At 66.1% G+C, this 18328-nt stretch carries 23 protein-coding genes and 2 tRNA genes; 9 read left to right on the top strand and 16 right to left on the bottom strand.

The window, feature by feature from the left end:
- Positions 1-37: 37 nt before the first annotated feature.
- From ABIR17_RS09815 to ABIR17_RS09800, 4 genes are read left to right on the top strand one after another with little or no spacing between them, the layout of a single operon-like run.
- Positions 38-1096: a thiamine ABC transporter substrate-binding protein gene (locus ABIR17_RS09815; RefSeq protein ID WP_348004193.1), complete on the top strand. Its 1059-nt coding sequence runs from the start codon at positions 38-40 to the stop codon at positions 1094-1096.
- Complete coding sequence (locus ABIR17_RS09810) at positions 1093-2733, top strand: ABC transporter permease subunit (RefSeq protein WP_348004192.1); 1641 nt, start codon at positions 1093-1095, stop codon at positions 2731-2733. Before ABIR17_RS09815 ends, ABIR17_RS09810 begins: the two co-directional genes overlap by 4 nt.
- Positions 2733-3434, top strand: coding sequence for an ABC transporter ATP-binding protein (locus ABIR17_RS09805; RefSeq protein ID WP_348004191.1), 702 nt, complete (start codon positions 2733-2735; stop codon positions 3432-3434). The genes ABIR17_RS09810 and ABIR17_RS09805 overlap by 1 nt, the downstream gene beginning before the upstream one ends.
- A gap of 56 nt (positions 3435-3490) precedes the next feature.
- Positions 3491-4120 carry an ATP-binding protein gene (locus tag ABIR17_RS09800; RefSeq protein WP_348004190.1) on the top strand — a complete coding sequence of 210 codons (630 nt, stop codon included), beginning with the start codon at positions 3491-3493 and terminating at the stop codon, positions 4118-4120.
- Positions 4121-4250: 130 nt separating this feature from the next.
- Here the strand turns inward: ABIR17_RS09800 and ABIR17_RS09795 are convergent, their stop codons facing one another.
- From ABIR17_RS09795 to ABIR17_RS09760, 8 genes are all read right to left on the bottom strand, one after another.
- Complete coding sequence (locus ABIR17_RS09795; protein WP_348004189.1) at positions 4251-4847, bottom strand: hypothetical protein; 597 nt, start codon at positions 4845-4847, stop codon at positions 4251-4253.
- Between the two features lie 57 nt (positions 4848-4904).
- A complete protein-coding gene (locus ABIR17_RS09790) occupies positions 4905-5186 on the bottom strand; it encodes a metallopeptidase family protein (protein ID WP_348004306.1) in 282 nt (93 codons plus the stop codon).
- Between the two features lie 68 nt (positions 5187-5254).
- Positions 5255-5704 (bottom strand): DUF2017 family protein, encoded by a 450-nt coding sequence (locus ABIR17_RS09785; RefSeq protein WP_348004188.1) that lies wholly within the window; start codon positions 5702-5704, stop codon positions 5255-5257.
- Entirely contained in the window at positions 5704-6009 is a 306-nt protein-coding gene (clpS, locus tag ABIR17_RS09780; RefSeq protein WP_348004187.1) for an ATP-dependent Clp protease adapter ClpS, read from the bottom strand. Before clpS ends, ABIR17_RS09785 begins: the two co-directional genes overlap by 1 nt.
- Before the next feature lie 20 nt (positions 6010-6029).
- A tRNA-His gene (locus tag ABIR17_RS09775) sits at positions 6030-6102 on the bottom strand.
- A 28-nt stretch (positions 6103-6130) separates the two neighbouring features.
- On the bottom strand, positions 6131-6754 hold the full coding sequence (gene orn, locus ABIR17_RS09770; protein ID WP_348004186.1) for an oligoribonuclease: 624 nt from the start codon (positions 6752-6754) through the stop codon (positions 6131-6133).
- Between the two features lie 61 nt (positions 6755-6815).
- Positions 6816-8048, bottom strand: coding sequence for an MFS transporter (locus ABIR17_RS09765; RefSeq protein WP_348004185.1), 1233 nt, complete (start codon positions 8046-8048; stop codon positions 6816-6818).
- Complete coding sequence (locus ABIR17_RS09760; RefSeq protein ID WP_348004184.1) at positions 8045-8476, bottom strand: MarR family transcriptional regulator; 432 nt, start codon at positions 8474-8476, stop codon at positions 8045-8047. Before ABIR17_RS09760 ends, ABIR17_RS09765 begins: the two co-directional genes overlap by 4 nt.
- Positions 8477-8541: 65 nt before the next feature.
- Here ABIR17_RS09760 and ABIR17_RS09755 point away from each other — a divergent pair.
- Positions 8542-8614: transfer RNA gene (locus tag ABIR17_RS09755), tRNA-Arg, on the top strand.
- Position 8615: 1 nt separating this feature from the next.
- The gene (locus ABIR17_RS09750; RefSeq protein WP_348004183.1) at positions 8616-9011 is read left to right on the top strand and encodes a hypothetical protein; all 396 of its coding nucleotides are present in this window, start codon (positions 8616-8618) and stop codon (positions 9009-9011) included.
- Here the strand turns inward: ABIR17_RS09750 and ABIR17_RS09745 are convergent.
- The 7 genes from ABIR17_RS09745 to ABIR17_RS09715 all read right to left on the bottom strand — a co-directional run bounded on the left by ABIR17_RS09745 (position 9008) and on the right by ABIR17_RS09715 (position 16301).
- Positions 9008-9568 (bottom strand): hypothetical protein, encoded by a 561-nt coding sequence (locus tag ABIR17_RS09745; RefSeq protein WP_348004182.1) that lies wholly within the window; start codon positions 9566-9568, stop codon positions 9008-9010. The genes ABIR17_RS09750 and ABIR17_RS09745 overlap by 4 nt on opposite strands.
- 52 nt (positions 9569-9620) lie before the next feature.
- Positions 9621-9869 carry a hypothetical protein gene (locus ABIR17_RS09740; protein WP_348004181.1) on the bottom strand — a complete coding sequence of 83 codons (249 nt, stop codon included), beginning with the start codon at positions 9867-9869 and terminating at the stop codon, positions 9621-9623.
- 9 nt (positions 9870-9878) lie between these two features.
- A complete protein-coding gene (locus tag ABIR17_RS09735; protein ID WP_348004180.1) occupies positions 9879-10862 on the bottom strand; it encodes a DMT family transporter in 984 nt (327 codons plus the stop codon).
- Between the two features lie 6 nt (positions 10863-10868).
- Positions 10869-11834, bottom strand: coding sequence for an aldo/keto reductase (locus tag ABIR17_RS09730; RefSeq protein ID WP_348004305.1), 966 nt, complete (start codon positions 11832-11834; stop codon positions 10869-10871).
- A gap of 98 nt (positions 11835-11932) precedes the next feature.
- Positions 11933-12574, bottom strand: a complete 642-nt coding sequence (locus tag ABIR17_RS09725; RefSeq protein ID WP_348004179.1) for a response regulator — start codon at positions 12572-12574, stop codon at positions 11933-11935.
- Positions 12571-14796, bottom strand: a complete 2226-nt coding sequence (locus tag ABIR17_RS09720) for a PAS domain S-box protein (RefSeq protein ID WP_348004178.1) — start codon at positions 14794-14796, stop codon at positions 12571-12573. The genes ABIR17_RS09725 and ABIR17_RS09720 overlap by 4 nt, the downstream gene beginning before the upstream one ends.
- Before the next feature lie 140 nt (positions 14797-14936).
- The gene (locus ABIR17_RS09715) at positions 14937-16301 is read right to left on the bottom strand and encodes a hypothetical protein (protein WP_348004177.1); all 1365 of its coding nucleotides are present in this window, start codon (positions 16299-16301) and stop codon (positions 14937-14939) included.
- A 296-nt stretch (positions 16302-16597) separates the two neighbouring features.
- On the opposite strand from ABIR17_RS09715, the gene ABIR17_RS09710 reads away from it, so the two are divergent.
- From ABIR17_RS09710 to ABIR17_RS09700, 3 genes are all read left to right on the top strand, one after another.
- On the top strand, positions 16598-16810 hold the full coding sequence (locus tag ABIR17_RS09710; RefSeq protein ID WP_348004176.1) for a methyltransferase: 213 nt from the start codon (positions 16598-16600) through the stop codon (positions 16808-16810).
- A 174-nt stretch (positions 16811-16984) separates the two neighbouring features.
- Positions 16985-17485, top strand: a complete 501-nt coding sequence (locus ABIR17_RS09705) for a single-stranded DNA-binding protein (protein WP_348004175.1) — start codon at positions 16985-16987, stop codon at positions 17483-17485.
- A gap of 73 nt (positions 17486-17558) precedes the next feature.
- Complete coding sequence (locus ABIR17_RS09700) at positions 17559-18017, top strand: hypothetical protein (protein ID WP_348004174.1); 459 nt, start codon at positions 17559-17561, stop codon at positions 18015-18017.
- 39 nt (positions 18018-18056) lie between these two features.
- On the opposite strand, the gene ABIR17_RS09695 is transcribed toward ABIR17_RS09700, so the two are convergent.
- On the bottom strand, positions 18057-18302 hold the full coding sequence (locus ABIR17_RS09695) for a hypothetical protein (protein WP_348004173.1): 246 nt from the start codon (positions 18300-18302) through the stop codon (positions 18057-18059).
- Positions 18303-18328 lie beyond the last annotated feature (26 nt).

Raw genomic sequence — 18328 nt, 5'->3', positions numbered from 1 at the left:
TGCCGACCCGTGCCCCTTCAACGGAAAGGGCACGACAGTGCACCACTCAACTCATCGGGTATTGGCGTCAGCCGCTGCTCTCGCCGCATCCATTCTGGTTCTCGTCGGATGCGCTCCCGCGTCCAACGCACCGGTCACCCTGACGCTGGTCACGCACGACTCGTTCGCGTTGAGCGAGGGAACGCTGGATCAGTTCACCCAAGCAACCGGCATCCGGGTCCAGGTTCAGGCGGCCGGTGATGCCGGCGAACTGGTGAACAAACTGGTGCTCACCAAGGATTCTCCGCTCGGCGACGTCGTGTACGGGATCGACAACACCTTCGCGAGCCGGGCGGCGTCAGGCGGGGTGCTCGAACCCTACGTCTCGGCAGACGTGACGGATGCCGAGGGGCAGTATCTGCTGCCAGCCGGCTCCGGCGGGGAGTACCTCACGCCGATCGACTCGGGGGACGTCTGCGTCAATGTTGATCACGAGTGGTTCGCCCAGGCGGGCATCCCGGAGCCGAAGACTCTCAACGACCTGATCGACCCGACCTACCAGGGGTTGCTCGTGGTCGAGGCGGCGAATTCCTCGTCGCCGGGACTCGCCTTCCTGCTGGCGACGATCGCCGCCTACGGCGACACCGGGTGGCAGGGGTACTGGGCCTCTCTGGTTGCGAACGGCGTGAAGATCGACGCCTCCTGGAGTGACGCGTATGAGGTCGACTTCTCGGGACCATCGAGCTCCGGCGACCGCCCCCTCGTCGTGTCGTATGCCTCATCGCCTCCTTTCGAGGTTCCCGAGGGCGGCACCGTCGCACCGACGGGCGCGCTGCTGGACACCTGCTTCCGCCAGACGGAGTACGCGGGAGTGATCGCCGGCACGGCGCATCCCGTCGAGGCGAAGGAGCTGGTCGACTTCTTGCATTCCACGACCGTGCAGAACGACATCCCCGACAACATGTACGTCTTTCCGGTGAATCCGGATGCCGTGCTGCCCGAGGCGTGGGCGAAGTTCGCGGAACGTGCGACTAACCCGTACAACCTCGACCCGGCACGGATCGACGCGAACCGTGAGAAGTGGATCGCCGAGTGGGCCGCGATCGCGACGCCGTGAGGCCTTCCACGCGCCTGAACGCGCACCCGGCGACGATCGCGGCGTGGACTCTCGGGATCGCGCTTCCGGTCGCCTTCATCGGAGTGTTTTTCGCGTGGCCGGTGGCGACGATCCTGGCGCGGGGTCTCTTCCCGAGCGGTGCACTCGACCTCGCGGGAATCGTCGAGGTGCTCTCGCGCCCCCGCACGATCCGGATCATCGGCTTCACGGTTGGCCTCGCCGCGGCCGCGACAGCGATCACGCTCCTGCTCGGGATGCCGGCCGCCTACGCGCTCTCGAGGTTGAGGTTCCGGGGGCGTGGTGTGCTGCGCGCCGCCGTGCTGGTGCCCTTCGTGCTGCCGACCGTCGTCGTGGGGATCGCATTTCGAACGCTGTTTCGGGGCACACCGCTCGACGGTTCGGTGCTTGCCATCCTCGCGGCGCTGGTGTTCTTCAACGTCGCCGTCGTGGTGCGAACTGTCGGCGTCTCGTGGGAGTCGCTCGACCCGCGGCAGGAGGAGGCCGCCCGGGTATTGGGTGCCGGCCCGGTGAGGGTTTTCGTGACGATCACGCTGCGGCGTCTGGGTCCCAGCGTGGCGGCGGCGGCATCCATCGTCTTCCTGTTCTGCTCGACCGCGTTCGGCACCGTGCTGGTGCTCGGTGGGGCGCAGTACTCGACGATCGAGACCGAAATCTGGTTGCTCACGACCCAATTTCTCGACCTTCGTGCGGCGAGCGTGCTGAGCATCACGCAACTCCTCGTTGTCGTCGCCCTGCTGGTGGTGACGGCGAGGGTGCGGGGCCGCACGACCTTCCAGCGTCGGTCCTTCGCTACCCGGCGCCCGCGTCGCGCAGATCGTCCGGTCGTCATCGTGACGTTCCTCGTGGCGGTGGCGTTGGTCATCCCGCTCGGCGCGCTGTTGAGGCGTTCCCTTCAGGTCGGCGACGACTGGGGGTTGGGCAACTATCTCGCGCTTGCGACGACCGGTTCCCGTAACGCGCTCGCGATTTCGCCGTGGACGGCGCTGGGTAACTCTCTCGGCTTCGCCGCCGCGGCGACCGGCATCGCGATGCTGCTGGGACTGGTCACGAGCGTGCTGCTCTCTCGTCGCCCGCGTTCGCCCTCCGCCCGCCGCGGACTCGACCTGCTCGATGGCGCGCTCATGTTGCCGCTCGGAGTCTCGGCAGTCACGGTCGGCTTCGGATTCCTGATCACCCTCAACGCCCCGCCGCTCGACCTGCGGGCCTCGCCGATTCTGGTCCCGATCGCACAGGCTCTGGTCGCGACGCCGCTCGTGGTTCGCACTCTGCTGCCGGTGCTGCGCAGCGTCGGATCCCGGATGCGCGAGGCGGCCGCCACCCTCGGCGCTGCTCCGTGGCGGGTCATCCTGACGATCGACCTGGGGGTTGCGGCGCGGGCGGCCCTGGCCGCGACCGGTCTCGCGTTCACGGTCGCGCTCGGTGAGTTCGGCGCGACGACGTTTCTTTCCCGCCCCTCGAACGCGACCCTCCCGGTCGTGATCTATCGCCTGATCGGCCTGCCGGGGGGAGACAATGCCGGCATGGCGATTGCAGCATCCGTGGTGCTCGCGGCGTTGACCGTTGCGGTCGTCGCCCTGATCGAGCGCCTGCGCATCGACTCTGCGGGAGCGTTCTGATGAGCAGCGCGGGCCTGCAACTTCGGGATGTGACGGTCGAGTTCGACGGTAAGCGCGCGGTCGACGCGGTGACTCTCGAGATCCCGGCCGGCGAGGTGTTCGCGCTGATCGGTCCGTCGGGGTCGGGTAAGTCGAGCCTGCTGCGGGCGATCGCCGGGCTCGAGCCGTGCACCGGCGACATCCGATGGGATGACGAGTCGGTGCTGAAAATTCCCGTGCATCGGCGCGGATTCGTGCTGATGTTTCAGGACGGACAACTGTTTCCGCACCTCGATGTCGCGGGCAACGTCGGGTATTCGCTGAAGGTCTCCGGTCACCGCGACCCTGCCCGAGTCGAGCAGTTGCTCGCGCTGGTCGGGCTGGCAGGATTTGGCGCGCGCCGGGTCACCGAGTTGTCCGGAGGGGAACAGCAACGCGTCGCGCTCGCCCGCTCCCTGGCGGCCACGCCTCGGCTGCTGCTGCTCGATGAGCCGCTGTCGTCGATCGACCGAGAACTACGTGAGCGTCTCGCGGGGGATCTCCACGACATCCTGCACGATGCGGGAGTGACGACGATCGTCGTGACGCACGACCATGAGGAGGCGGCCGTCATCGCGGACCGGATCGGCATCCTCGAAGCCGGACGCCTCGTTCAAGTCGGCTCGCTGACCGAGCTGCGCGCGCATCCCGTTGATGACCGCGTCGCTCGCTTTTTGTCCTGATCGACACCCGAACCGGGGACTCGAATCGCTGCGGAGTCTGCCGATACGATGTGCCCATGGCACGAGGGGGTCCTCGCGCAAGTGAGGTATTGGCGACGCGAATCCGCACGCTCGCAAAGTCGCAAAATTGGCCCCGCACCGTCGTTCTGATCGACGGCCACTCTGGTGCCGGAAAGACCACCCTCGCCGACGAACTCGCCTATGCAATCGGTGCGCAGCACATCGGGCTCGACGCCTTCTACCCCGGCTGGGGCGGGCTCGAGGTGGGCAGCGCGATGGTCAAGGGCGTACTCGATTCGGCGAACCCCGGTTTTCGTAAGTGGGACTGGAAGCGCAACGAGCCCGCAGGCTGGCAGAAGGTCAACGCCAAAAGGGACATTGTGGTCGAAGGCTCGGGATGCCTCAGCCGCGAGAACCGCGACCTCGCGACGTTCGCGGTGTGGATCCGCCTCGACCAGACGGAACGCAAGCGCCGCGCGATGAATCGGGACGGCGGGCAGTTTCTCGCCCACTGGGATCGCTGGGCGTCGCAGGAGCAGGCATTCTTCGCACGCGAACGCCCCGACCTGCTCGCCGACGCCGTCATCGACGGGCGCACCGGCGAAATCCAGTTCCGCGCCGACCACCTTCCGGCGGAAGCCCCTCTGGCGGAAACCCCTCCGGCTGACGTCCCCGCGTCCGACTAGGTCACCTTCCGTTTTCAGGAAATCTTGTTAACGGAGTTGGTCGTGATCACGATTCGGGTCCTGAAAGCAGACTCCTTCATCGTTTTGCCACAGAACTTCCTGAAAACCGAAAGCGACCGGATGTGACAGGTCAGCCGACGCGCGTCCAGACGCTCGTGAACGGGCTGGCATCCGGATGCGTGGTCAGGGTGTCGCCGTTGCACGTCGTCGTCATCGGCACGCCATCATCGCCCGATGCCGGGATCGCCAGAGGCATATCGGCATTTTGGCCGCCGATGGAGACCGAGTTCGTGATCGTGATGCCGTCGCTCCAGTTCGAGTAGACGACACTCGACTCGGTCGCCGACCACCGCCCGCTACTCGTGCCGGCCTGGTTCTGTGCGATCACCATGTCGAGTCCGTCGGAGAGCGACGCGGTCATCGTGTAGGTGATCGCCGAGGTGTAGGTCATGTTGGCGCCGGTCACGGTGAGGGTGACATCGCCGTCGACGGTGGTCGAGGTGACGGGAGTGCCGTGGTCGGTGAAATAGGCCTGCATCTGGTCGGCGTTGTTCTGACCGTCGAGTTTCCAGGTACCGGCAAGGCAGGTCACGAGGCCCGAGCCTGACCCACCGCCCGAGGCGCCGGGAGTGTCACCGCCGCCACCCGACCCCCCGGCGCCACAGCCGGCGAGAACAAGGAGTGAGGCGGCAGCGAGGCCGGCAGCGAGAAGGAGACGGTTGCGCATGATGGTCACGTTAACCGACGTGCGGGGCCCCGCGGAAGGTTGACAGCGGGTGGGAGTTCAGCCCCACCCGAGTCGGTGCAACTCGTCGTCGTCGATTCCGTAGTAGTGAGCGATCTCGTGCACGAGAGTCACGTGAACCTCATCGCGCAGCTCATCTTCGGTCTCGACGATCGCCAGGAGCGGCTCGCGATAGAGCACGATGCGGTCCGGCAGTTCTCCAAAACCGTAGTGGTCGCGGTCGGTGAGGGCGGTGCCCTCGTAGAGTCCCAGCAGATCGAGGCTTCCGTCGGCCGGGCGGTCCTCGGTCACGAACACGAGATTCTCGAGGCCCTCCACCATCTCGTCAGGAAGTTCATCGAGTTCGTCGATCACGAGTTTCTCGAAGCCTTCGGGCGAGAGATCGAAACTCACGGCTCCTCCAGAAGGTCGATCATCGAACCCTGCAGTCGCCCCAGCCACTCGTACACCTCACCGGCAGGAGTTTCCGGGATGGCATCGGAGTCGACCAGGATGCCGATGCGGTCGGCGATCACCAGCCGCAGGTCGGTGAGCAGCGGGAGCCACCGTTCTGTTTCGGCGAGGGTGAGACGCACGGTCTCTTCGTCAAGGGCGAGCGATACCTGGGCGGCATTCGACGCCTTGCGGTCGACGAGCCCGGTGCGGGTGTACTGCGCGAACTCGTCGGCGGCATCCTGATCGTCGCTGTAGGCCAGCGGAAAGAGCCGGGGGAGTGCCGGGTCTGATCCGGCATCCGCGCTGACGACTTCCAGGTACTGGTCGATCAACGAGCGCAACACCCCCGCCTCACCTTCGGCGAACTCCAGCACGATCGCGTCGTGGCTGCGTGAAACGCGCATCAGTCGTCGGCTTTCGCGACGGTCGCCCACAGTCCGAACTCGTGCATCGCCTCGGTGTGCCGTTCCATCTCTTCGCGCGGCCCGGTCGCGACGACGGCGCGACCCTCGGTGTGCACCAGCATCATGAGGCGTTCAGACTCTTCGCGGCTGAACCCGAAGTAGCCCCGAAAGACGTGGCTGACGTAGGACATCAGGTTGACGGGGTCGTTCCAGACGATCGTCACCCACGGCACGTCGGGAGCAACGAGCGACTCCCGCGAAGTCGCCTCGTCTACGTCGGGGACCGACGTGGACGAGGCTGACACTTCTGCGTGGGAGTTCTGAGGGCGACCGACGGGACTCGAACCCGCGGCATCCGGCACCACAAGCCAGCGCTCTACCAACTGAGCTACGACCGCCATGCGTTGCATACGCAACCTGACGATTCTAGGGTACCCAGCGCCGCCACGCCTCCACCGTTGCGGCGGAAGCGGCCTGCGCCTGTTCGGAGGTCGGGCCGGGCACCGCGATGAAGAGGGCTTTGCGGTAGTAGTCGAGTTCGCGGATCGACTCGAGGATGTCAGCCAGAGCCCGGTGACCGCCAGCCTTCGTTGGCGACTGGAAGTACACCCGGGGAAACCAGCGTCGGGCGAGTTCTTTGATGCTCGACACGTCGACGCTGCGGTAGTGAAGGTGGGCATCAACCCGCGGCATGTACTTGGCGAGGAACGCGCGGTCGGTGCCGATCGTGTTGCCAGCGAGCGGCGCCGTGCCGATCTCGGGAACGAATTTCAGGATGTACTCGTTGACCTCGTACTCGGCCTCGGCGAGGGTGACGCCGTTCGGGATCTCGTCGAGCAACCCCGAGGTCGTGTGCATCCCGACCACGACGTCGTTCATTTGGTCGAGCGCCGACTGGTCGGCTTTGATGACGACCCGAAACCCGGGGTCGACGGGGACGAGGTCGTAGTCCGTGATCACGACGGCGACTTCGACAAGTTGGTCGACGCTGAGGTCGAGACCGGTCATTTCGCAGTCGATCCAGACCAGACGATCCGGGTTCGATGCCATCCCCCCAGACTACAAGCGGGGTGCGGCACTCGCTTCCGGGCGTTGACGCGTCGTCGTCAGGTCAGGTCGTATCGCCGAGCCCGATCGCTTCCGCTTCGAGCAACTCGGGAACCGCGGGGCCGTCGATGCGGTGCAGAGCCTTTCGGCCGATGGCGATCGTGAGTGCCGCCACCACCACGAACGCGCTGGCGAGGAAGTACGGGATGGCGGGGCCGGCCAGGGCGGCAAGCGTCGTGGCGAGCGGGGGAGCCGCCGCTCCGCCGAGGAACCGAACCGAGGAGTACGCCGACGACGCGACGCGTGGCGGCAGGTCGGTCGCGTTCATCACCGACTCCGTGAACACGGTGTTCAGGATGCCGAGCAGGAGCCCGCCGCCAACGACGCAGCAGACGAGGGCGACGGGTGACGAGATGAACACCCCCATGACGACCAGGTCGGCCGCGAGGAGCGGAAGAACCGCCGTGAGCACCGACGTTCTGCGGAATCGGGAGGTCAGCAGTGGCGCACCCCAGACGCTGCTGATGGCCACCGCGACTCCCCAGCCGAAGAAGGTGAGTCCGAGTCCGATCGCCGTAAACCCCAGGGGGAAGGGCGTGTAGGCGAGCAGCACGAAGAAGCCGACGTTGTACCAGAGGGCCGCGATTGCGAGAACCAGGATGGCGGGGTTGCCGAGCGCACGCAGCGGCGCGGAGAGCGGCAGATGCACCCGAGCGACCTTGGCTTCGGCGGTTTCCTTCGGTAGCCACACCAAAATGGCGACGAATGCCACGCACATCAGGGTCGCGACTCCGAAGAACGGTCCCTTCCAACTCACGGTGCCCAGAAGTCCACCCAGCAGCGGACCGATCGCGATACCGAGGCCGAGGGCGGCCTCGTAGAGCACGATCGCGGCGCCACTTCCGCCGGCTGCCGCTCCGACGATCGTGGCGAGTGCGGTGGAGATGAAGAGGGCGTTGCCGAGCCCCCACCCTCCGCGGAATGCGATGACGACATCCACATCGTTCGCGAGGGCGGCGCACAGTGCCATCACGACAATGAGGGCCAGCCCGATCAGCAAGGTCGGCCGGGCGCCGATGCGGCTCGAGATGAAACTGGTGACCAGCATCGCCAAACCGGTGATGAACAGGTAGCTGGTGAACAGCAGTTCGGCCTGGGTGGGGGTGGCGTCGAGTTGTGCCGAGATTGCCGGCAGGATCGGGTCGACGAGGCCGATGCCCATGAAGGCGACGACGCAGGCGAAGGCGACGGCCCAGACGGTACGCGGCTGCTTCAGGATGCTGACCTTCCCGCTCATGACGCCACCGCCGTGGCGCTCGCGGTGCGGGTGGCGAGGATCTCGGCGGCGCGGGAGAGCGCGGCCCAGTCCTGCTCGTCGAGGGAGCCGAAGGCCGGCTCCATCGTGCGGGCGATCGTGTGACGCCATTCCTCAAGCGCGGCAACACCGACCCGGGTGACCGAGATCACTGACGCCCGCGAGTCGGTGGCATCCGAGATGCGTTCGACGTACCCGTCGTCATGCATTGTGCCGACCAAGCGGGTGATGCCCGGCTGGGTGACCCGGCTCAGCGCCGCGAGAGTGCCGACGCGGAGCGGCCCTTCGTGCTGCAGTACCGAGAGCGTGCGCCACACCGCAGCGGGAGTCCGGTCGCCGGTCGCCTGCGCCGCGAGTTGCGTGAGGCGGTGGGAGGCGACCACGAGAGATTCGATCACATCGACATTCATGAGGAAAGTATATGCGCGTGTTATATAACACAGGCATACAGAGTGCGCCTTTAGACTGGGCCAGCCCCCCTGTAGCTCAGGGGATAGAGCAGGTGGTTTCTACCCATCTTGTCGGGAGTTCGAATCTCTCCAGGGGGACATGATCCGCACATCACTGTCAAGGGTCACCTTCGCGGCGGCAGCCGCCACGCTCGGGATCGTTGCGCTTGCGGGCTGTGGGCCGGCGCACAATCCGGTTGCGACGTTCCAGGTGGTCGGGGAGACCTACAAGATCGAACTCGTCACCCCCGAACTGGTGCAGCACGCGCATGATCTGCTCGACGGCAAGGATGTCGCATCCATCCCCAACGGCACGGTCGTGCGCGACGACCCAGGTCCCAACGCCCCGTGGTCGTGGCACATCGACCCCGCGACGCTTGAATTCGCCGACTCCACGATCGAGGTCTGCGACGGACTGCCGTCCTACGTCGAAGACCGGACCGTGACGAGCGATCAGTACTGCCCGTGGAGCGCCAAGATCATCGCGATCAACTAGCTGGTCGGTGTCGTTGTCTCGGTTGCCGGGGCGGCTGGCTTCTGCAACTCGTCGACCGGGATGTTGTCGTAGTCCCACTTGTCGAGGTCGGAGGTGAACAGCTTCTTCGCCCGCTTGGGATGCCGCAGCCAGCTCACGAGACGGTTCTGGTACTCGGCAAGACTGTCGTCGGACTGCAGGCCGAAGTTCGCCGAGTTGACGCGCATCGCTTCGAGCTGGTGCGCGGCCCAGTCGGCGGCAAGGTCGGCGCCGACCACCGGCAGCAGCCGCACCGACACGTCCGCCTCGGTTGCGACTTGCTGCGAATGTTCGCGAGCGTCAGGTCCTTGGCTCTGCCAGCGCACGGCATTGTGCCCCGCGGTGACCAGTGCGGAGACCGCCGCGACACGCGTCTCATGGTCGCGCTGGTCGACTAAACGCTTGACGCCCGAGCGCCCGATACCGGCGCCAATAATGCCGGCGAGCACGATCGAGACGAACGGAATGATCGCACCGGATGTGATGCGCCACCCGTCGTCGGACGTGAACCACCTGACGATGTCATTCCACCACTGCATGCCCGGACCCTACCCTGTGCCCATGCGGAAGTCAGTCATCTGACGCGCTGACTCACCCGAAACGCAGGGCGTCGGTAGCGGCGGTCGCGGTGCGAAATTCGCCCAGCATCCGGAATCCGCGCTCGCGCACGCTGAACCTCATCGCCCGAAAGGCCTGCCCCGCTTCGGTATCGACGACTTCGAGGTGGCCGAGCATGGCTCCCTGGCGCGAGGTCACTCGCCATCTTCCGCCTGCGAGCGCGACGACGCTGACGCCCGGGGTCGAGACGTCAAGCGGAGCAGCGGGGGTGAGGAGGTTCACACCCCGAAACTATGTTCGACCACCGACACTGGGCTCGGCCCCGCGGTGTTGTGCGGGCAGGGGGTGCGCTGGCAGCACGAGGTCAGCATCCACCACCTTGTTGGCGCGGGCGGTCTGAGCCAGCACGATGCCGATCACGACGATCGAGGCACCGATGATGCCGAAGCTATCGACCGATTCGCCGAGCCAGACCCAGGCGACAGCGAAGGCGAAGATGACTTCCGCCGACGCCGTGATTCCGGCTGCCGTCGCACTGAGGCGTTTGAGTGCCGAGAGCGAGAGCATGAACGGCGCGAACGATCCCGCGACGACGGTCACGAGCAACGGGATGCCGAGCGGCAGCACCCATGAACCCCACTGGCCGCCGACATCCAGAGGTTTTGAGAAGATCCCGGGATCGAGGGTCCACCAGCCGCTGAACAGCGCCCAGAACGCGCTCGCGAACAGCATCGTCCAGAACGCGACGGCGAGCGGCGAGGTGCGGCCGACCTGACGTTCGCCGACGATGAAGTAGAGGGCGAGTGTGACGGCGGCGACGAGGGCAAACACAACGCCGAGGGGGTCGAGCCTCGCCTCCCACGGCCGCGCGACCGCGGTGAGGCCCAGCAGAACGAGGCCGATCGCGACCCAGAGGCGGGCTCTGACGCGTTCCTTGAAGAAGATGAACGCGACGACCGCCACCATCAGCACGGCTGTGTACTCGATCAGGAGGGTGATGCCGACCGGGAGCAGGCCGAGCGCGGCGGCGTAGCTCGATTGCAGCAGCGCGACGCCGGCAATACCGAGCACAGCCATGACTGCGAGCTGCCGCGGCGCCAAACGGAACTGCGCGCGATCGGTGATCAGCAGGATGAGCCCGGCCAGCAGCGCGGTGCCCAGGCTACGGAACAGGGTGAGCTGCGTCGCACTCAGGCCGCCGTTGACGAGCAGTTTCGCGAGACTGCCGTTCGCGCCGAACAGCAGAGCCCCGAGGAGGGCGTAGAGGTATCCCACGGGTCGCTAGTTGCCGCCGTTGGCCAGGGCGTGCGGTTCGATGGCGGCGAGTTCGGCATCCGTCAGTTTCGGGGCCTCGAGGGCTCCGACGCTCGACTCGAGTTGCCGCACGCTCGACGCTCCGATCAGCGCGCTGGTCACCTGCGGGTGACGCAGCACCCAGGTCAGCGCGAGTTGGGCGAGAGTCTGCCCGCGACCCTTCGCAATCTCGTTGAGGGCGCGAGCGTGCCCGAGGTACGTCGGCGAGATGTTCTTCTCGCTGATCCAACGACCTTCCGCGGCGCGCGAATCCGACGGGATGCCGTCCAGGTAGCGGTCGGTCAGCATGCCCTGCGCGAGCGGCGAGAACACGATGCTGCCGGCGCCGATCTCGTCGAGCACCGGGAACAGGCCGTCTTCGATGTGGCGGTCGAACATGTTGTATCGCGGCTGGTGGATGAGCAGCGGGACGCCGTCGGCCTTGAGCGCGGCCGCGGCGGCCCGCGTCTGCTCAGGGTCGTAATTCGAGATGCCGACGTAGAGCGCCTTGCCGCTGCGAACAGCGTGGGCGAGGGCGCCCATGGTCTCTTCGATCGGCGTCTCGCGATCGGGTCGGTGCGAGTAGAAGATGTCGAAATAGTCCAGCCCGGTGCGCGCGAGCGACGCGTCGAGGGAAGCCAGCAGGTACTTGCGCGACCCCCAGTTGCCGTACGGGCCGTCAAACATCTCGTAGCCGGCCTTGGACGACACGATCAGCTCGTCGCGGTGCGCGCGAAAGTCCTCGGCGAAGATACGACCGAAGTTCTTCTCGGCGGCACCTTCCGGCGGGCCGTAGTTGTTGGCGATGTCGAAGTGGGTGACGCCGAGGTCGAACGCCCGACGCAGGATCGCGCGCTGCGTCGCGATCGGATGATCGTCGCCGAAGTTGTTCCACAGCCCGAGCGAAATCTCGGGCAGTTTGAGGCCGCTTCGACCGACCCGCTGGTACGACATCCGCTCGTATCGGTCGGGGGCAGCGGCGTAGACGGCGATCGGTTCAGGCACGCACCCAGCCTAAGAGCGGCGCGACCGGGTCGCGGGCAGACGGGACGTCAGTTGACGCGGATCCGCCCCTGCTGCCACAGCCTGATTGCCGAGATGCGCGGGGAAGTCGACTCGTCGTCGTCGACCCCGAGCGCCGCGTAGAGGCGTGAGATCATCCCTTCTGCCGCGCGCAGGGTGGTTCCGCGCTGCTCCGCAATCGCCTTCGTCGTGAGGCCGCTCGCCAACATCCGCAGCATCCCGGCTTGCGCCGCCGTCACGGTAAGGGTCGGTGAGTCACTGTCGGCCTGTCGTCCGGTGCCTCGCCCGGCGAGCGCGTCTCGGATCGCTTCCGCGATGTCCTGCATCCGGCGCAACCGGGATTTGACGACGTAGACGAGGTCACGCGGCAGCGCGTCTGCGGCGCTGACGGCAAGTTCCGGCGACATGTGCGACGTGAGCACGACCAGGGGAATCCACGGTCGTTCCTCGGCCATCCGCCGAAGCAACGGACCCGCCGAGATGCCGTGGCCGAAATCCAGATCGCTCAACAGAACGTGAGCTCCTTCGCCCACCAAATCCCACGCCTCATCGGGAAGTCGCGCCTCGGCCACCTCGAACCCCTCGGCACGCAAGCCGTCGGCGACGAGTGAACGGGTGAAGTCGTCGTCCTCAGCGACCACGACGTGGATGGCACGGGAGTCGTCGGTCATTCCGGGCGCCCCGCCATCGCGACCCGGACAGCGTCCAGAAGGTCAAGAGACGAGAAGGGCTTGTCGAGACTCGCGACCACGTTGCGGCGAGCGAGGGATGCTCCGACCTGGATGGGCACGCCCGACATCGTTACGACGGGCAGAGCGGGGTGGTGCTTGGCGAGCCAGTCGAGAAACTGGCGTCCGGATGTGCCGGGCATGACGAGGTCAGTGAGCACGACATCGATGGGTGGCTCCTCTAGGGCGCGCTGTCCCGCGGCCGCGTCCCGCGCTTTGACGGGGATGCCACCCGCCGCGGCGATGACGAGGGATGCGACCTCCGCAATGGCATCGTCATCATCGACGATCAGGATGCGGGCTCCGTCGAGAGAAGGGAGCGCGGGTGCTTCCTCGAGCTGCGGGGCGTCGAGGTCGTCGTTCTCGATACGCGGCAATTCCATTCGGAAGGTGGTTCCGTGGCCGGGTGAGCTCGACACTTCGAGGGAGCCACCGTGCGTGCGCGCGATAGCCTGCGACACCGCCAGCCCGAGGCCCGTCCCGTGACCGATCCCCTTCGTTGTGAAGAACGGTTCGAAGATCCGTTCCACGACCGCGGCGGGCATGCCCGGTCCGTCATCGGCAACTTCGATGACGACCAGATCGCCGGCTCGCGCCGCGGTCAGCCGAAGGTGTCCCCCCTCGGGCATCGCGTCGCGTGCGTTCGTCGCGAGGTTCATGAGCACCTGCAGCAGCTGGGTGGGGTCTCCGAGTACCCAGAGATCGTCTTCGGACTTCACCGAGACCGCAAGGTTTTTAGGCAGGATGTCGGCACAGAAATCTTCAAAGCGACGGGTGACCTTGGCAATGTCGACGGTCTCCCGAACGCCTTCCACTCCACGTGCGAAAGTGAGCACCTGCCTGATCATCGCTGCGCCACGCTCGATCGTCGCCTGCATTCCGGTGAGGATGCGGGTGCGGTTCGGGTCAGTCTCCCCGTCTGCAAGCAGCTGGGTCGAGAGCATGAGCGGGGTGAGAACGTTGTTGAGGTCGTGCGAGATCCCGCTGGCGAGCGTGCCGATGCTCTCCATCCGTTGATCGCGAAACGCGAGCTCATCCTGCTTGCGTTGATCGGTCAGATCGGTGAGTACACAGAACACCCCGTCGGGAGTGCCATCGACCGCGGCGATGAGATGCCAACGGGCACGGGTCAGCCGTTGCTCGCCATCCGGCCGCACGACGAACAGTTCGCCTTCCCACTTTCCGGTGCGGCCCAGCTCGGCTTCCGCCACGTCGTAGGCAGCCAGGTTGCCGGTGCCGAGCAGTTCTCGCACCGGCAGTCCGTTCAGTTCTTCGACGGTTCGGCCGAGCAATACCCCCGCACTGTGGTTGCCGTAATCCACCGAGCCGGCCAGGCCGCGCATCAGGATCGCGTCCGACGCCTCATCCAGAAGCAGCTTCAGGGCATCCTGCCGCCGATCGCTCTCGTCGAGCTGGATACGGGCTTCTTCGATCTCGGTGACGTCGCGCGCGTGGAGACCGAGAAGTTCACCGGCAGGGAATGCTGAAATCTCGAACCATTTGGCGACCGACGGATCGAAGACGCGGCGAGCGTGACCCTTGCCGTCGCGCATCGTCATCCGAAGCGAGTCTTCGAGGTCGGAGCCGACCGGACGGACCTCCCAGAGGTCTGCTCCGACCAGTTCTTCGATGGTCTTGTTGAGATCGGCGGCGGCCTTCGAATTCGCAAAAATGACGCGCCAGTCATGATCGACGAACATCATCGCCTCATCGACGCCGTCGAGGGCAACGCGCAGCACATCTTCGGTGTGCCCGAGCGACGCGCGGATCCGATCGAATTCGTCGATGTCGTGGGAAATCCCGACGACCGCAACGACCTTGCCTTGGGAGCTGACCGGGATGTTGACCACGTCGGCGGTGAACGTCGAGCCATCGGGACGGATTCCGCGGCTCACATACTGCCGGACATCCCCGGAGACGGCTGCCTGGAACTCGGCCTCGACCAAGTCGATGTCGTCGGGGTGGACGGTCGGTCTGAAATCCATCTCGCGCAGGCGCTCCCACGGCACTCCGGTTCGCCGGGAGAGTGCAGGGTTGCCGGCGAGGTAATGGCCTGCAGTGTCGAGAACGTATACCGCGCTGGGCTTGCTCTCAAAAAGGGTTCGAAGCGCCAGAAGTTCCAGAGAGTCGTTCCACTCCCCGACCTTCTTCCGCGTGGAATCCATCAGTCGGCGCGCGCGTGGTGGCGCGGCGCGGGGAGTGCGCACTGCAGCGGAAGCAGCGAGTCCCGTAAGCATCTGATCATTCGCGCCCCCCTGGCCCGATGGCAGCGAACCACCATGCCTGGAGTGTAGGGGTGGCGCCGTCATCGCAGCAGCCCCCCATCTGGGACGTGAAGCGCATCGAGTTCCGCCGCCGCGCCCTCAAGATGCGCGCGCACGCCCGCAAGGATCGCCGGACGACGCGCATCATCGACCGATCCGTCGGCGAGAAATGCCAGCGCCATCGCTGACGCGGCTAACCGTCCGTTGAGATCGCCCCGCACGAGAGCGAGCAGGCTTTGCGCGGCGGCATCATCGGCTGCGCGCAGCTCGTCTCGCCGCCGATCGAGCGCGCGCTGATCCGCTTCGAGCGCGAGAGCGAGCTCGCCGTTGGAACTCCACAACCCGACGGCCAAGGCGAGCACTGTTGATGCGCCAGCGAAGAGAATCGGGAGCAGGACAAGCAGGGCAATTTCTTGAGCACCCAGACGGTAACCGGGCAGCAGGACGAGAAAGGCCGCGCCCGCGGTGCCCGCGACCAGCCCGGATCCTCTTCCCAGCAGAGTTCGTAGCCACGTACGGGAACGAAAACGCCTCAATAGGAATCCCCCTGCGATGGCCACTGCCACGGCAACCGCGACCGCGAGGGCGATCTCGGTTGCCCGCATCCACCCGCCGAACCTGATCGCGTCGGGAAGAAGCAGCATCGAGGTCATGACCCCGGTGATGAGCGCGGCGTAGACGGGCCGTCGCAGCTCGAAACCGGTCAGCGCTCGCAGCAGCGACACCCGGCGCAGGTGCGGTTGGGATGCGACCTGCGGCGTGACCGAGAACGACGAAGTGAGCTCAGTGAGCGTGTCCAATCGAGCGCGCAGCTCGTCGAAATCGCTGGGGGAGTGCACCCCGGTCGCGAGGCCGGCGCGGATTTCCTCGAGGGCGGGTCTGACACTGTCGTCGAGGGCCTCGGCCATGCGTTCTGCCCGGGCGTCTCCGGACTCGATGTGGCTCGCCTCCAGCGCGGCGAGCGAACGCTTTGCAGCGTCTCGTTGACTGAGCAGGCCGCGGCTTTCGTCAGCCTTTGCCAGAACATAGGTCACGATCGGCACCAGAGCCCAGGCCACCGCGATCCAAAAGCAGATCCGGTAGACCCAGTCTGGGTCGACGCCCGCAGCGAGCGCGACGAGGGCGCCTACGACACCGCGGGCAACCCCGATTCCGGTCCACATGATGCCGGATGCGATCAGCGTGACCCGCCCGGTCAGTGCGCGTGAGATGGCTGCCACGGTGAGCGCCCAGACCGCCATCGCGATCGACTGGAGGAGGGCCGACAGCACGATCCAGCCGAACGTGGGAAACGAGCTGGAGAGCTCCTGGAAGACGACCAGAAGCGAAATCGGGATGAAGGTCAACAGCCAGCTACGCCGATTTGCCGCCCACCGACCGGAGAAGGCCTGAGCGGTCGTAACCACCTGTGCCTCCTTGAGAACAGGATCGGGCCGGTTCCGGTGCTGTGAAGCTACCTGAACCGGCCCGAGCGCTGGATCCGAGTTACCCGTAAACATGGACCCAATACGATTCCCCCGAACCGTTTAAGCGCTTGTCCCAAAACTGATGATGCCCAGTCCCTGCCCCCAGGGCAATCGGGCGCGGCGCACGATGTTCGTGATCCCGAACGAAATCCCGTGTTTCGCCCCGAACGGGGGGCGAGCTGGGGGACTGCTGGGCATTCGCCGCCTCGCCAGGCGTTCGGGGATACCTTCGAACCATGGCTGAAAACACGATGATGACAGGTCAGCGCTGGATCGCTTTCGGTCCGGCCGGAGCCCTCGGCTCCATCCATCGCACCGCAGACGGATTCAGTGTGCGGCTGCTCGACGATTCGCCGGCCCGCGACTTCCCGTCGCTTGAGGTCGCGAAGAGCGCGTTGCACGCGACGCTCCCCACCGGCTCCGAGTGGCCGGAGTTCCGCGAGCACTGACCTCGCCGCTCCTCCCCAACCGCCGACGCCCGGCCGTGTTCCGCAGAACACGTGCCGGGCGTCGCTGCGTCTGGGCTGACGTCGAACGATGGGGAAACCGGATGTCGGCACCACTTCTAGGCACGAGCGGGTTGCCGGCATCCGGGCCATTCCATCCAGATGAGGAGCAGTCCCATGACCGACACGATCACTCTTACCGGCCTGGTCGCCACGCCGCCCAAGCACATCGTCACGAGCGAGGGGCTTCAGATCACCTCGTTCCGCCTCGCCTCCACCCAGCGCAAGTTCGACCGATCCGAACAGAAGTGGGTGGATGCTGACACCAACTGGTACACGATTACCGCGTTTCGCCAGCTCGCCGTCAATGCGATCGGATCGGTGCTCAAGGGTCAGCGCGTCGTCGTGACGGGCCGCCTGCGCATCCGCGACTGGCAGACCGACGAGAAGACCGGCACGACGATCGAGGTGGATGCCGACTCTCTCGGCCACGACCTCACGTTCGGCACCTCGGCGTTCACCCGGTCGACAGCGACTGCCGTCGTTGAAGCCGACACCGAGGCGAGCGCCGCCGCGGCCGAATCGATTCCGGCGGGACCTGATGCCCCGGAGCCCGTCATCGACGATCTCGCTGAAGCGCGGTCGAAGCGGCCCATGGAGTTGCCCGTTCCGTTCTGAGCATTCCCGCGCCGAGCCCCACGTACAATCATCCCGACTCGGTGATCCCGCCGAGTCGGGATGGGGTTTTTCGATGCGGATCGCGCACGCGGGACTCGCCGCGCTCGCCGCGGTGCTCCTGCTCGCTGGCTGCGGTGCGGCGACTCCCACCCCGACGCAGACCTCGGGCGGACAGCCGAGCGCGTCTCCGGCACCCGCGGCAACTCCCGAGATCCACCTTGAGGGTTCGGCCACGAGCAACAAGGCGTACTTCGATCTCGTCAACGAGCGGCTGATTGCTGCCGGCGGCACCCTTGACGGCCGCGCGTTCATCGACAATCTGGTCGCTGCCGGCTATGCCATCAACGTCATGGAGGTCACCTCGGATCGCACGGCGATCAACGGCCCGGCCGACAACATCTCGTTCTCGATCAAGATCAACGGCAACTGCCTCATTGGGCAGTACGGCAACATCGGCTACGACTCGACGACCGGCGCGATCCTCGAGACCGGCCGCTGCCTCATCGGCACCACGCGCACGATCGACTGGTAGTCATCTTCGGGTAGTCGTGTCGTGCGAGCGCCTGTCAGCTCAGGTCAGCCCGATGTTCTTGAGAAACGTCGACACCGCCGTGGGCGGTCGAGTGGGACCGGGTACCACCTCGCCCGCCTTCCGGCGTCGCGTGATCTCGGCCGCGACAGCATCCCGAAGCTCATTGAGCGCGCGGTTGTGAATCTTCGATGCGGCGCTCAGGTCGGGGAACTCCTCAACCGTCGCGAGCCAGCGCTTGTCGCTCTCGCGCCGCTCGATGAAGTAGCTGTAGCCCGTGACATCCATGCGGCCTCCGTCGCGTCCCTCCGACT

This window comes from Pseudolysinimonas sp., from assembly GCF_039912695.1.
GTDB lineage: Bacteria > Actinomycetota > Actinomycetes > Actinomycetales > Microbacteriaceae > Pseudolysinimonas_A.
The sequence above is the reverse complement of the archived record's forward strand: the minus strand, read 5'-3'. Positions and strand labels throughout refer to the sequence as shown.